14 protein-coding genes and 1 pseudogene are annotated in these 13441 nt (G+C 67.6%); 10 read left to right on the forward strand and 5 right to left on the reverse strand.

Translation table 11 applies throughout. The annotated features are described in order from the left end of the window. Nucleotides 1-82 precede the first annotated feature (82 nt). On the forward strand, nucleotides 83-640 hold the full coding sequence (locus GPZ80_RS11550) for a carboxymuconolactone decarboxylase family protein (RefSeq protein WP_246476975.1): 558 nt from the start codon (nucleotides 83-85) through the stop codon (nucleotides 638-640). On the opposite strand, the gene GPZ80_RS11555 is transcribed toward GPZ80_RS11550, so the two are convergent. Continuing rightward, nucleotides 610-1059, reverse strand: a complete 450-nt coding sequence (locus tag GPZ80_RS11555) for a MarR family winged helix-turn-helix transcriptional regulator (protein WP_222719148.1) — start codon at nucleotides 1057-1059, stop codon at nucleotides 610-612. The genes GPZ80_RS11550 and GPZ80_RS11555 overlap by 31 nt on opposite strands. A 57-nt stretch (nucleotides 1060-1116) precedes the next feature. Here GPZ80_RS11555 and GPZ80_RS11560 point away from each other — a divergent pair, with 57 nt between their 5' ends. Beyond that, nucleotides 1117-1695, forward strand: a complete 579-nt coding sequence (locus tag GPZ80_RS11560) for a pyridoxamine 5'-phosphate oxidase family protein (protein WP_187220306.1) — start codon at nucleotides 1117-1119, stop codon at nucleotides 1693-1695. Here GPZ80_RS11560 and sph read toward each other — a convergent pair. The 3 genes from sph to GPZ80_RS11575 form a co-directional block, all read right to left on the reverse strand. Beyond that, nucleotides 1683-2615, reverse strand: a complete 933-nt coding sequence (gene sph / locus GPZ80_RS11565; RefSeq protein ID WP_246476976.1) for a sphingomyelin phosphodiesterase — start codon at nucleotides 2613-2615, stop codon at nucleotides 1683-1685. The genes GPZ80_RS11560 and sph overlap by 13 nt on opposite strands. Nucleotides 2616-2672: 57 nt before the next feature. Then, a complete protein-coding gene (locus tag GPZ80_RS11570; protein WP_187220308.1) occupies nucleotides 2673-3065 on the reverse strand; it encodes a hypothetical protein in 393 nt (130 codons plus the stop codon). A gap of 965 nt (nucleotides 3066-4030) precedes the next feature. Beyond that, nucleotides 4031-5185, reverse strand: coding sequence for a sialidase family protein (locus GPZ80_RS11575; protein ID WP_187220309.1), 1155 nt, complete (start codon nucleotides 5183-5185; stop codon nucleotides 4031-4033). Between the two features lie 534 nt (nucleotides 5186-5719). Between GPZ80_RS11575 and GPZ80_RS32080 the strand changes: the two are divergent. Both GPZ80_RS32080 and GPZ80_RS33995 read left to right on the forward strand, forming a co-directional pair. Next, nucleotides 5720-6274, forward strand: a pseudogene (locus GPZ80_RS32080) (RNA-guided endonuclease InsQ/TnpB family protein); the annotation flags it as partial. After that, the gene (locus GPZ80_RS33995) at nucleotides 6190-6390 is read left to right on the forward strand and encodes a zinc ribbon domain-containing protein (protein WP_222719149.1); all 201 of its coding nucleotides are present in this window, start codon (nucleotides 6190-6192) and stop codon (nucleotides 6388-6390) included. The pseudogene GPZ80_RS32080 and the gene GPZ80_RS33995, both read left to right, overlap by 85 nt. Nucleotides 6391-6568: 178 nt before the next feature. Here the strand turns inward: GPZ80_RS33995 and GPZ80_RS11585 are convergent, their stop codons facing one another. Then, on the reverse strand, nucleotides 6569-7186 hold the full coding sequence (locus tag GPZ80_RS11585) for a TetR/AcrR family transcriptional regulator (RefSeq protein WP_312880261.1): 618 nt from the start codon (nucleotides 7184-7186) through the stop codon (nucleotides 6569-6571). A 141-nt stretch (nucleotides 7187-7327) separates the two neighbouring features. On the opposite strand from GPZ80_RS11585, the gene GPZ80_RS11590 reads away from it, so the two are divergent. The 6 genes from GPZ80_RS11590 (at nucleotide 7328) to GPZ80_RS11615 (ending at nucleotide 13425) form a co-directional block, all read left to right on the forward strand. Further along, entirely contained in the window at nucleotides 7328-8449 is a 1122-nt protein-coding gene (locus GPZ80_RS11590; RefSeq protein WP_222719208.1) for an acyl-CoA dehydrogenase family protein, read from the forward strand. Nucleotides 8450-8489: 40 nt separating this feature from the next. Next, a complete protein-coding gene (locus tag GPZ80_RS11595; protein WP_187220312.1) occupies nucleotides 8490-9626 on the forward strand; it encodes a CaiB/BaiF CoA transferase family protein in 1137 nt (378 codons plus the stop codon). A gap of 326 nt (nucleotides 9627-9952) precedes the next feature. Beyond that, nucleotides 9953-10114 carry a hypothetical protein gene (locus GPZ80_RS11600; RefSeq protein ID WP_166658057.1) on the forward strand — a complete coding sequence of 54 codons (162 nt, stop codon included), beginning with the start codon at nucleotides 9953-9955 and terminating at the stop codon, nucleotides 10112-10114. Between the two features lie 224 nt (nucleotides 10115-10338). Continuing rightward, the gene (locus GPZ80_RS11605) at nucleotides 10339-10827 is read left to right on the forward strand and encodes a transcriptional regulator (protein ID WP_091374757.1); all 489 of its coding nucleotides are present in this window, start codon (nucleotides 10339-10341) and stop codon (nucleotides 10825-10827) included. Between the two features lie 101 nt (nucleotides 10828-10928). Further along, a complete protein-coding gene (locus tag GPZ80_RS11610) occupies nucleotides 10929-11756 on the forward strand; it encodes a lytic transglycosylase domain-containing protein (protein ID WP_312880262.1) in 828 nt (275 codons plus the stop codon). A gap of 394 nt (nucleotides 11757-12150) precedes the next feature. After that, the gene (locus tag GPZ80_RS11615) at nucleotides 12151-13425 is read left to right on the forward strand and encodes an ATP-binding protein (RefSeq protein ID WP_187220313.1); all 1275 of its coding nucleotides are present in this window, start codon (nucleotides 12151-12153) and stop codon (nucleotides 13423-13425) included. Nucleotides 13426-13441 lie beyond the last annotated feature (16 nt).

A 13441-nucleotide genomic window follows, 5' to 3' on the forward strand; every position in this document is an offset into this window, starting at 1 on the left:
CCAGAACCGATGTAGTCAAGCTGCTTGACTAGTTGATGAGAGTCCGGTTACCTTGATCCGTGTCCCACAGAGAAGAGGTCTCTTGACGTTCGTCAGTCACACGATCGACACCGCGCCCGCGAAAGCGCGGCTCATCATCGAGGCCACCACTCGCAAGTTCGGCTACCTGCCCGAGCCGGTCGCCCGGATGGCCGAGTCGCCGGAGTTGCTGAGCACGTTCCTCGGCAACATCGCCGTGTTCGACCGCTCGACGCTGACCGAGGTCGAGCGGGAAGTCGTCGTCATGACGATGGCCGTCCGCGTCGAGTGTCACTACTGCGTCGCGATGCACACCCCGAAGCTGCCGGGCGACATCGCCGAGCCGCTGCGGTCAGGCAAGCCGATCGACGACGCGCGCCTGGAAGCGTTGCGGCAGTTCACCACCGCGGTCCTCGCGACCAGTGGCGGAGTGTCCGAAGAGGACATGGCGGCTTTCCTGGCGGCGGGTTTCACCCAACGCAACGCGCTGGACGTCGTGCTCGGCGTCGGCACCTACACGTTGTCCACCTTCGCCAACCGTCTCACCGGCGCGCCGCTTGACGCGGAGTTCGAGCCGTACCGGTGGGAGTCTCACCACACCGGGCGCAGCGCCACCGGTTGACCGGACTCCGTGACGATCGCCTGAAGATCCGTGCGCAGCCGCTGGACCTGATCGGCGCCGATCAGGTCCACCCAGCGGCGTTCCACTTCGGACCACTTCGCCACGACCCGCTCGACGCACGCCCACCCGCGCGGCGCGAGCATGACCATCCGGCTCCGGCCATCGGTCGGGTGCGGCCTGCGTTCGACGTATCCGCGTTGTTCAAGCTCGTCCACGAGTTGTACCGCGGCCTGCTTCGTCACCCCGAGGTGCTGCCCCAGATCCACGGCGGTCGCGCCCTCGCGGTGTGACAGGTACTGGAAGACGAACCCGTGCGCGGGCCGGACATCCCCGAACCCCTCGGCGGCCAGGTGCTCGTGCACTTCGTCCATCACCGACCGGAACGCCATGGCCAGCAGCGCGGGAATCTCGGTGGCCATGATCTCTCCTCGGGTCAATTGCCTTTACTTTAGGCGTGGCCCACAGATACTGGGCGCATGGGCAAAACGCACGAGCGGATCGACGGGAGGCTCCGCGACTTCATCGAGCGGCAGCCGCTCTTCTTCATCGCCACCGCACCGCTCGGCGAGAACGGGCACGTCAACCTCTCGCCGAAGGGTGGCGCGGGCTCCTGGGCACTTCTCGACGATCGCACCTTCGCTTACGTCGACTTCGGCGGCAGCGGCGCCGAGACCATCGCGCACCTGCGGGAGAACGGGCGCGTCACGGTGATGTGGTGCGCCTTCGACGGCCCGCCCGACATCGTGCGAGTCCACGGCCGGGGCGAGCCCGTCTTCCGCGACGACCCGCGCTGGCCGGACCTCATCGCCAGGATCCCCGAGGGGTCGAAGCCCGGGGCGCGCGCGATCATCGTGATCACCGCCGACCGGATCAGCGACAGCTGTGGCTACGGCGTCCCGCTGATGGACTACCAGGGTGACCGCACGCTGCTCGCGAACTTCCTGGGCCGCAAGACCGATGCCGAGTTCGCCGCCTTCTGTGAGGCGAAGGACTACGTCGGCACCAGCCTCGACGGGCTGCCCGGTCTCCCGCTGCCGCTGCCTCAGGCCCCGTAGGCGAACACGGGGTAGTGGTCGGAGTAGTCGTTGTAGCTGTAGGTCGTGAACCACGACGTCACCTTCCACGTCGGGCTTTTGACCGCGCGGGTGTCGTTGACCAGGTCGCCGCCGGGGTGGCCGTTGATCGACAGCACGTAGTCGAGATGCTCGGGCGCCGCGTTGCCGTACTGCCCCTTGCAGACGCTGTTGGTCACGCAGTCCCAGGAGTACCGGTGGCCGGCCAGCCGCGGCGCCCGCGCGTTCAGCGAGGTGAGCATCTGGCCGTACTCCGCGCTTTCCCCGATGACGTTCATGTCACCGGCGACGTACACCGGCTCGGTCGCCGCGATGGCCTGCCGGTCGAGGAACGCGCGGATCTCGGCCCGCTGGGCGGCACGAACCGACCCCGGCGAGACCGAGCAACTGCTGTCCTCGGCCTGGGCGTGCACCCCGACCACGTGGACGGGGCCCGCGGGCGAGCTGAGCCGGACATAGGCGAAGCCCTTGTTCGACATCGGCTCCACACCGCACCGCTGGGTGAACACGTGCTGCACCTTGCGGGTGATCGGCCACCGGCTGATCACCGCCGTCCCGCCGTCCTCCGGCGTGGAGTCCGAGTACGCCCCGAGCGTGGCGTCCCACCCGCTGCGCGACCGGCCGACGACCGGCGTCTGGTGCGGGTAGGTGTCGGACAGGTTGTGCAGCAGGCGGTCGCTCGCTCCGTTGTCGAACACCTCGTTGAGCACCACGATGTCCTGTCCGGCCAACACGTTCTGCTGGTCGATCAGGTCGGCCCTGGTCACCTGGCCCCAGTTGGGGTACAGGTTCCGCGACAGCATGAACACGTTGTAGCTCGCGATCTTCGGTGCCGTGGGGGCGGCCTGAGCGGGCGCGGCGGTGAGGCTCAGCCCAGCGACAAGCAGTGACGTGAATAACATTTGCGTTCGCATGTGCCGATTGTGCGGCTTACGTTCGTGCGGAGCAAGGAAAAAGATTCACTTTTGCGGTTCGTTCATTCGCGCATCACCGAGCTGTCGTGCCCTGAGCGCCGCGCCGATCGCCACGATGACGGTCAGGCCACCGATGAGGTACGGGTCCTTGGTCGTACCGCCCAGATGGAGATCCATCGCGTGGTTCACGGTGTGGACGAGATTGGCCGCGGCGAAGCCCGTGAGGACGACCAGGATCGAATCCCGCCAGATCAACGACATCGCCAGCCCGACCGCGATGCCGAAGTGGAACGCGCCGAGATCGTGGAGGAAGTGTTCGTGGTTCGGGAATCCGACGTAGTCGGAGAACGCCTGCGGCCAGGCCCACATCCATACCGCGAAGGTTGCGGCGTAGAGGGCGCTCAGCGCCACGATCGACTTGGTGATGATGTTGCCCATGTGCCCACCCTTGTTGGCTCTGTCGTGTCTCGCCATTGGGACGATGTCGACGGGGTGGGGTGTGACAGCGCGGCAGAGTTTGATCTTGGGTGCCTGTAAAGCAGTGGGTGGTGGGCGGGCAACTCCTGCAGGCCGCTCGGTCCTGCCCTTTGCGTTTGCGGTCTGGGATTTGCTTGTTTGTGGTTGCGCCGAGGCGCGTCCATTTGGTGTCCGGGGTTGGCGGCCACCGCGACCGGGCACACGGTGCGGTAAAGAAGCGGACCACCCGCGTAGCCCACAGCCGGAACCGTTTCGCGGTGACCGCCGGGAACACCGGTACGAAGTGCGGCATCGCCGACCGCGGCCAGTCCCGCCGCCACGCGTGCCGCGGCCTCCCTGGGGCGCGCCAGGCAGACGGTCAGCGAGGTGACGGCGCGGGCCATCGGACACCTTCGGATCATCTCGCAGCGGTGGCGCCAAGCAGGCAGGTCGCCTCGCCGCCGAGTTCGGCATCTCGCTGCGCCGACCGGATCCTCAGCGACCGCGCTGCCCGCGTGGCCCCAGCGACGACCTCGGTCACGACTGCGTGCTGCCGCGTGTCTGGCGTGCCAGCCGGCGAGTCGACGCTCGGCCTGGACTTGGGCGACCCGCACCCCAACTTCCGGCTATGACGACACGGTGGGTGCCTCGACGATGTCGACGCGCCGCCTGCCCGCTGGTGGGACGCATCTCCGCGGGCGAGATCGCGGACCACTACAACGCCGATGACCTGTGCCAACGCGCGGAATGAGCACCTTTCGACAAAGTGTTAGCAAAAGCGAACGTCACTATTTCACTCCGCGGCCCTCTTCCTTATATGAGCAGCGGCCGACCCGAGCGAGGGCCGGGTCGGCCGTTGCTACCAAGGTCGTGAGGCCCCTGGGGCGCACGTCAAGACCGTTCCGACCCGAGCGAGGGCCGGGTCGGAACGGCTCTCAGTCGAGCGTTCAGTCGATCGGGATCTGGCCCGTGGCCACGAATGTCTTGCACACGCCGTCGTCCAGGTCCGTGGCCAGTTCCAGCACGGTACGGCCGTCGCGGCTCGGCAGCAGACTCGGGCTGAAATTCCGGCAGCCCTCGTTGTCCACCCCGATGACCGGGATCGGCGCCGGGAACTCCTCCCACGGGTCGTCCGCCTCCGGGTCGTTGACCAGGATCGTCGCGCCGTTGCCCGCGGCCAGACTGCCGTCGGCCTCGACGAGCATCTCGCTGATCAGCAGGATCGCCCCGTCGGACCCGGTGTTGGGACTCCACGCGATGGTCGGGGTGTGCCGGGGGTACCGGCCCGACTCGGTGATGACCTGGGTGCCCAGGTCGATCGGGTCGCCCCAGTCCCAGCCGTCGGCGGACATGCGGAAGTAGATGCCGCAGTTGCGCTGGAAGTCGATGTTGCAGACCTCGTAGACCATGAAATACGTGCCGCCCGGCAGCGCCCGCACGCCCACCATTCCCGGCCGCACCCCGTGCCGCTGGTGCTTCACGGTGTCGACGGGCTCGCTCCAAGTCCTGCCGTCGGTCGACCGGACCCGCACGATCTTCTGGTCGTGGCGGGTGGTGTCGGACTCGTCGGAGTAGAAGGCGACGAGCGCGCCGTCGGCGGCGACAGCCAGTTCAGGCTCCCAACCCGGCTGCGAGTTCGGCGCGATGGCGATGTCCGAGAGGAACGTCCACGTGCGGCCGACGTCGGCGCTGCGCCACACTCGCTGGCGCACCCGGCGGTCGTCGCCGGTGTCCAGTCCCGCCGTGGTCGCCCACAGCAGCGTTCCGGCGGGCATGTCGCCGACCTGGCGCGGCAGTTCGAACAGGGTGGCGCAACACATGCCGCGCGACGTGGCCAGGTCCGGGTCGGAGATCACCGCCACCCGCTGGAAACTCCGGCCGCGATCGGTGCTCTCATGGATCAGGCCGACGCTCTTGCCGTCGATCATGCTGCCGATGCTCGTGATGATCCGCCCGGCGCCGGGACCGTGTTCGAGCCGGATCACGCGCGGGTAGCTGCTGCCGACGTCCTCAAGCAGCTGACGCGGGGGAGCGGCCTCGGCCGGAACCGCGAGGGCGAGCAGGATCACCGCGACGAAGGTGCCGAGCGTCCGGATCAGCATGATCACTCCCGACCTGGTCAGACGGCATTTCGACCGAGCGTCCAGGGAGATCGACTCACACGCAAACGTTGGAACACCTTCGGGTGGACAACGGTGGCGGGGGACGCATGATCTTGCTTTGTCGCCGGGCACGGCGGTCACCGGGATCTCACGAGGATGCGTCGACGTTCACGCCGGGAAGGAGTTGGGTGCGGGAGGCCCGTCAAGGCCGTGCCGGGTCGCACGGACGTCTCCGGGTTTGTCCGTGGTGGTCGTTAGGTTGATCGGCATGTCCCGTTTCCGGCTTCAGCCGACGCCCGCTCAGGAGGCGCAAACGCGAACAGCGCGAGGGCTTCCGGATCGTGGGAGTCATCCCCGGTGATGTGCGTCGGGTGTCCCGCAAGGTCGGTGAGGTGCGGGTGCCCAAGGTCGGGTGGGTGCGGTTCCGCTGGTCACGGGCCGTGGCCGGCGGTGTCAAGTCCTACCGCGTCACCCGTGACCGGGCGGGGCGTTGGCATGTGGCGTTCGCCCTAGAGCCCGAGTCCACCGGGTACGGGCGCTGTGGTGGGCGTGGATCGCGGTGTGGCGGTGTCGGCCGCGTTGTCCACTGGGGAACTGCTGAACGCGCCCACCCTGGGCAGATCAGAAAAGGCGCGGTTGCTGCGGCTGCAGCGCAAGCTCGCTCGAGCCCAGCGCGGTTCCGCCCGGCGCGGCAAGGTCAAGGCGGCGATCGCGACGCTCAAGGCGCGTGAAACCGACCGGCGCAAGGATTGGGTGGAGAAGGCCAGCACCCGCCTGGCCCGGGACTTCGACGTGATCGCCGTTGAGAATCTCAAGATCACGAACATGACCCGGTCGGCGAAAGGCAAGATGGAAGCCCCCGGCAGGCGTGTGCGGCAGAAGGCTGGCCTGAACCGGGGGATCCTCGCCAGCGGGTGGGGTCTGCTGGTGACTCGGCTGGAAGACAAGGCTCCGGGCCGGGTGGTGAAGGTCGACCCGCGATACACGAATCAGCGTTGTTCGGCGTGCGGGATCGTGGATCGGGAGGCGCGCGAGAGCCAGCCGTCTTCCGGTGCCGGTCCTGTGGTCTCGCCTGCAACGCGGACGTGAACGCGGCACTGAATATTCGATTCGCGGCAGGGCATGTCGTGACCGCACGGGGAGGCCCGCCGTTGGGTGGGCTTGCGAACCGTGAACCTCAACGCGACCTTCTCATTGTGCGGTAGTCGCTGTTGGAATCCCCGGCCTTCAGGCGGGGGAGGATGTCAATCGCCCAAGTAGCGCNTCGTGACCGCACGGGGAGGCCCGCCGTTGGGTGGGCTTGCGAACCGTGAACCTCAACGCGACCTTCTCATTGTGCGGTAGTCGCTGTTGGAATCCCCGGCCTTCAGGCGGGGGAGGATGTCAATCGCCCAAGTAGCGCTGCAAAGCGGCGGCTTTCCATTCCTCCAGAAGCCGCGCCCGCCGCTTCGGGTCGCCGCCGATCATGGCGTCCAGTGCCAGGCCGCGGACCAGGTTGATGGTCAGCAGCAGCATCGTCTCCGCCTGTCCGGTCGATTCCGGCGAGTCGCTCTCCGCCGCGGCGCGCAGGGCCTGGAGGGTGGCGTGGCCCAGCGCCCGGTCGACCGGTAGGAGGGCTTCGCGCAGTTCCGTGTCCGTCCGGGCCGCCACCCACAGCTCCACCGCGGCGGTCGACAGGGTGCCCGAGTAGGCCGCCCAGAGCATGTCGATGCCCTTGATCAGCCGTTCCCGACCCGGGGCCAGCACGGCCGCGCCCTCGACGACCTCGGCGATCAGCCGGTCGAACAGGTGTTCCAGGGCCGCGGTCATCAGCTCGGCCTTGGTCGTGAAGTGGTGTTGCTGCGCACCTCGGGACACACCGGCCCGCGCGCAGATCTCCTGCACCGTGGTCCGGGCGTAGCCCAGCTCCACCAGGCAGGTGATCGTCGCGTCCAGCAGGGCCTCGCGGGTCTGCTCTCGGCGTTCCTGCTGCGTGCGGTGGGTGCGTGTGGTCGACACCACATCTCCTCCTCGGGCGGTCGGAGGCACTTTACGGGCAGTCGAACGTGCATGTACCTTCAGATCGTAACTTACATGCATTCTGGATTGTTTCTCTAAACTCTGGAGGTCGGAGCCATGGCTCCCACGCAGCGCTCGCCGTGGATGGACGAAGACCTGGACGCCTTCCGCGACCTGGCTCGCACCTTCTGCGAGAAGGAACTGACGCCGAACGTCGAACGCTGGATGGAGAACAAGCAGGTCGACCGCGAACTCTGGACCAAGGCGGGCGAGGTCGGCCTGCTCTGCCTGTCGATCCCGGAGGAATACGGCGGCGGCGGCGGCACGTTCGCCCACGAGACCGTGCTCGTCGAGGAGCAGGCGCGCGCCGGGGACAGCGGCTGGGGAGTGCTGCTGCACAACGGAATCGTGGCGCACTACATCCTCGCCTACGGCACCGAGGAGCAGAAGCACGCGTGGCTGCCGAAGATGGCCTCCGGCGAGTGGGTCGGCGCCATCGCGATGACCGAGCCCGGCACCGGTTCGGACCTGCAGAACATCAAGACCAAGGCGATCCGCGATGGTGATGAGTACGTCATCAACGGCGCGAAGACCTTCATCACCAACGGCGGCCAGGCCGACGTCATCATCGTGGTCGCCAAGACCGACCCGACCAAGGGCGCCGAGGGCACCTCGCTGATCGTCGTCGAGGCCGACCGCGCCGGGTTCCGCCGCGGCCGCGTGCTCGACAAGGTCGGCCTCAAGGCCCAGGACACCGCCGAGCTGTTCTTCGACGACGTGCGCGTCCCCGCCACGAACCTGCTGGGCAGCGCCGAGGGGCAGGGCTTCGTCCAGCTCATGCAGCAGCTGCCGCAGGAGCGCCTGATCATCGGCGTGACGTCGGTGGTCGCGATGGAGCTGGCCCTGGAGACCACCCTGACCTACACCAAGGACCGCACCGCCTTCGGCAGGCCGGTCTTCGGTTTCCAGAACACCAAGTTCAAGCTCGCCGAGATCGCCACCGAGGCGCGCATCGCCCGGGTGTTCCTCGACGACTGCATCGCCAAGCATCTCAAGGGCGAGCTCGACATCCCGACCGTGGCGATGCTCAAGTGGTGGACCAGCGACCGCGCGATGGCGGCCATCGACGAGTGCCTGCAGCTGCACGGCGGATACGGCTACATGAGCGAGTACGCCATCGCTCGCATGTGGACCGACCAGCGTGTGCAGAAGATCTACGGTGGCACGAACGAGATCATGAAGGAAATCATCGCCCGCACGATCTGACCCCGGCCCAGCCGACCGATCAGTCTGGAAAGGACAGTCAATGGGAACCGGACCCCTCGCTGGTCTGAAGGTCGTCGAACTCGCGGGCCTCGCGCCCGCGCCGTTCGCCTGCACCGTGCTGGCCGACCTGGGCGCGGACGTGATCCGGGTCGACCGGGCCAAGCCGGGCTTCGACGTGCTCTCCTTCCCGAACGACCCGCTCACCCGCGGCAGGCGTTGGATCGGCGTCGACGTCAAGTCCCCGGAGGGCCTTGAGCTGGTGCTCAAGCTGGTCGACGAGGCAGACGTGCTGGTCGAGGGCTTCCGCCCGGGCGTCGCCGAGCGGATGGGCCTGGGCCCGGACACGCTGCTCGAGCGCAACCCAGGCCTGGTCTACGGCCGGATCACCGGGTGGGGCCAGGACGGTCCGCTGGCCGAGGCGGCCGGGCACGACATCAACTACATCGCCATCGCGGGCGCCCTGGAGCCGATCGGCCAGGCGGGCCACAAGCCCACCATGCCGCTCAACCTCGTCGCCGACTTCGGCGGTGGCGGCCTGATGCTGGCCATGGGTGTGCTCGCCGCACTGGTCGAGCGGCAGTCCTCCGGCCGCGGCCAGGTCGTCGACGCGTCCATGGTGGACGGTGCGGCGCTGCTGACCACCAGCCTGCACGGCCTCAAGAACCTGGGCCTGTGGAGCAAGCCCCGCGGGGAGAACCTGCTCGACGGCGGCGCGCCGTTCTACGACACCTACGAGACCGCCGACGGCAAGTTCGTCGCCGTCGGCGCGATCGAGGGCCGGTTCTTCGCCGAACTGGTCAAGGTGTTGGGCCTGGACGACGTCCCCGACCACATGAACCCCGAGAACTGGCCCGCGCTGCGCGCCCTCCTGGAGGAGACGCTGCGCACCAGGACCCGGGACGAGTGGGCCAAGCTGGCTGAGGGCACCGACGCCTGCCTGTCGCCGGTGCTGACGCCGGAGGAGGCGCCCGCGCACCCGCACAACGTCGCGCGGGGCACGTTCGTCGAGATCGATGGCACCAAGCAGCCCGCGCCCGCCCCCAAGTTCAGCCGAACCGCGCCCGGTATCCCCGCGCGGCCAAGCGAAGCGCGGGCGGACACGGGCGAGGTGCTGGCGGAGCTCGGCGTGCCCGCGGCGGAGATCGAGCGGCTCCGGGCGGCGGGAACGATCGCCTGACCCCGTTCACTCCTCTATCGAGTTACAGCTTTCACCCGAAGGCACGGCGCGGCGGGCTGGCGGAACCTGGGCGAACAGGTCCCGCCGGTCCGTACGCCCGGTCTTGATCACTTCCCCGGCTCGCGACCGGGGTGTCTCGCGTTGGAGTGTCGTACTAGACCTCTAGAGTGATCGCCGGACAGCGATAGTGTCGGGTGAGGAGAATTTCTCACCCACCGTGCCGCCAAACGACGGAAAGTTGCCCGTCAACCCCCCAAGTTGGGGGATCATGGGCAGATGGGGCCGCGTTGGGGCCCCGGCATGGACAGAGCGGATGGAGTGAACCGATGGATGCGAAGAAAGCCGCGATCCTCGTGGTGGTCGCCCTGAGCCTGTTCTACGTCATCACGCAGCCGACGGCCGCCGCCGAGGCCGTGCAGAACCTGTTCGGCTGGCTCCGTGACGGTGCTGAAGCGATCATCACCTTCCTCAAGAACTTGTTCGCCTAGTAACGAACGGGCTTCCCCGTGAACTCTGGGAGAAGTCTGTCCGCGGCCTGATCACCCTCTGTGATGATCTTGGTTTCGAGAAGATCCAAATTGGACCGTAAGGGTGGATCTAGGGGTTTCAGGGCCAGGTTGGGAAAGTTCTGCTGGTTTGGGTCTGGCGATCTGTCGGTGCTGCCCCCTACGGTTTGGGCCATCGAGTGATCATGAGACCTCCAGGAGGCAGAATGCTCGACGACCCCGGGGTCGACGCCCTGGTCCGCCAGTGGACCGCAGAGCGCTCACATGACGCCGACGCGGTGGAGGCCCACCGCATCGCGTCGGAATGGATGGCGGACGCGCCCGTAGCCGCGCCGGGCATTCCCGGTCAGCGGGCTCGGGCGGGAGCTTCCCGCTGGTCCCAAGTGGAAAGCACCGACCCCCGCTACCTCGTCGCGATGCGCAAGCGTCTGCCCGGGGTCCCGGAGGAGTTGCTCTCCGCCGCGGCGGGCTGGTGGCAGATGGTCGGCGGCGTGGCGGAGGCCGAGGAGTGGTGGGACGCGGGCATGAGCCCGCTCGACCAGCGCGCCCTCGACTACCGTGCCGCGGGCTTGGCGCCCTCGGACCTGCGCAGGCGACTCGGTCCCCTGACCGTGTTGGAACACCTGCGTCGCGGAAGCGCGCCCGCATGGTGTGTGGCTAGGCTGCAGCGACAGCGTCGGGACGGCGCGGCCTGAGCCTGTTTGCCGCGGGTGGTGTCAGCCACTTCGCGTAACGCCGAAGTGCCCTGGTCGTTGATGCTGTCAGTGGCGGCATTGACGACCCAGGCTGGAGCACGGTGGCGGACTCGAACAACCCGGTGACCCGGAGTGGTGCGGGCATCCTGGCCAGGCTGCTTGTCGTCGCCATGGTCTTGACCGTCGGCGCCGGTGTCGTCTGGTTGGTCAAGGCGCTTCTCGTACCGCCGGTGGTGTCGGCGGAGATTCCCGCACTGGAGGTCCAGGCCGCGCAGGTCGAGCCCGGCTCGGTCGTGCCCGCCGGTGTCGACGCGGGCGCCCCGCCCGCGCAGCAACCACAGCCTCAGGCGGGCGCGGGCGGCGCCGACCCCCTGAGGGCGTGGGCGGAGCGGCTGGCGGGTCCTACGGGCGTGCCGGCGCGGGCGCTCATGGCCTACGGCAACGCTGAGCTGGTCGTGCGGTCGACCACGCCGAAGTGCAGGCTGTCCTGGGCCACGCTGGCCGGGATCGGCCGCATCGAGTCCAACCACGGCCGCTACGGCGGTGCGACCCTCGGCGAGGACGGCCGCCCGTCGAAGCCCATCATCGGCGTCCCGCTCGACGGGTCACCCGGCGTGAAGGCGATCTCGGACACCGACGGCGGCCAGTTCGACGGCGACAGCCAGGTGGACCGGGCGGTGGGACCGATGCAGTTCATCCCGTCGACCTGGAAGCGCTGGGCCTCCGACGCGAACCTCGACGGCCGCGGCGACCCCCAGCAAATCGACGACGCGGCCCTGGCCGCGGGCCGGTACCTGTGCGCCAACGGCCGCGACATGGGCAGTGCGGCGGGGTGGTGGGCTGGGGTGTTCTCGTACAACAACTCGGTGCCTTATGGGCAGAAGGTCTTCGGCCTGGCCGACGGTTACGCCCGCACCGCCTCGCAGTAGCTCACCGGGCCCACTCGAACTCGTACTGGCCTGTCACGTGATCCCGCCTAACCCGAACCCGGTAGGGCTCGAACCCGCGACAGCCGGAGCTAGGGCCGAATCTAAGCGACTGGAGTTCGTCCTCGTTCGGTGCGTGCGGCACACCCCTGAACGCATCCTTGACCTGCGAAGTCTCCAGCCAGATCCGTGCGCTGATCTGGTCGGTGTCCGCCGTGTGCTGGCGATGACGCCGGCGACATCTCGAACCCGCTTGCCTGCCGTTTGAATCGATAGTTCCTAACGATCGAGCTGCCCTTGCACGGTAAGCTCGCGCATTCCACTGGATGCACAAATGGTTCACTAGATGGTGCACATATGGTATCGTAAGACGCGCACAAACGGTACAGTAGGCCGCATGGCCAGCTATGTGCCCCGCGTCGTCGACATCGAACTCGATGAACTTGTCCCCGGGCTGCCCGCGATCACTTTGGAAGGTCCGAAAGGCGTCGGCAAGACCGCGACAGCCCAACGCCGCGCCCGTACGACCTTCCCGCTGGACGACCCTGCCGCTCGAGAGTTGTTGATGGCCGATCCCGGGCGGCTCGACCGGGCAGACCCTCCTGTGCTGATCGATGAATGGCAGCGGCATCCCGCCGTCTGGGACCTGGTGCGGCGAAGCGTCGATCAAGATCCCACACCCGGGCGGTTTCTCCTGACCGGAAGTGCGACGCCGGTGACCGCGCCGACGCACTCCGGGGCGGGGCGCATCGTGCAGGTTCGGATGCGGCCGATGGCGTTGGTGGAGCGCGGTGTCGAAACACCTTCGATCGGCTTGAGTGACTTGCTGTCCGGCAGCGGAGCGCCGATCGACGGGGAAACGGCAATTGATCTGCCCCGGTACACCCATGAGATCTTGAAGTCCGGGTTCCCCGGCATTCACAACTTGCCTGACCGTGCGCGACGAGCTCAACTCGAAGGCTACTTGGCGCGGATCGTCGAGCACGACTTCCCTGAACAGGGTCATCTTGTGCGGCGGCCCGCCACTTTGCGGGCCTGGCTGACCGCTTACGCGGCCGCCACGTCGACTACGGCGTCATACAGCGCGATCCTGGACGCCGCGACACCCGGCGACAGTGATAAGCCCGCAAAGGTCACGACGATCGCCTACCGCGATGTCCTGACTCAGCTGTGGTTGCTCGACCCGGTTCCCAGTTGGCTGCCCACCCGCAACCCATTCAGCCGGCTCGCCCAGGGGCCTAAACATCAGCTCGCAGACCCCGCGCTGGCGGCTCGCCTCCTCGGTGCAACCAATCAGTCCCTGCTATCCGGAGACGTTACCGGCCCACGAATACCGCGCGACGGCACTCTTCTTGGCGCGTTGTTCGAATCCTTGGTCGCCCTGAATCTCCGCGTCTACGCGCAAGCTAATGAAGCCACGCTGCACCACCTCCGGACGATAGATGGGCGTCACGAGGTGGACTTCATCATCCAGCGAGACGATCACAAGGTTGTCGCGATCGAGGTCAAACTCAGTGCCACCGTCGATGACCGAGACGTCGTGCACCTTCACTGGCTTCGCGACCGCATCGGCACCGATCTGTTGGATGCGGCTGTTGTCACCACTGGCACCCACGCCTACCGCCGGGCGGATGGGATCGCGGTGATCCCGGCGGCTTTGCTCGGACCGTAAGCGGTGCTCGTGGGCG

It is taken from the genome of Actinokineospora xionganensis (assembly GCF_014323725.1).
Taxonomy (GTDB): domain Bacteria; phylum Actinomycetota; class Actinomycetes; order Mycobacteriales; family Pseudonocardiaceae; genus Actinokineospora; species Actinokineospora xionganensis.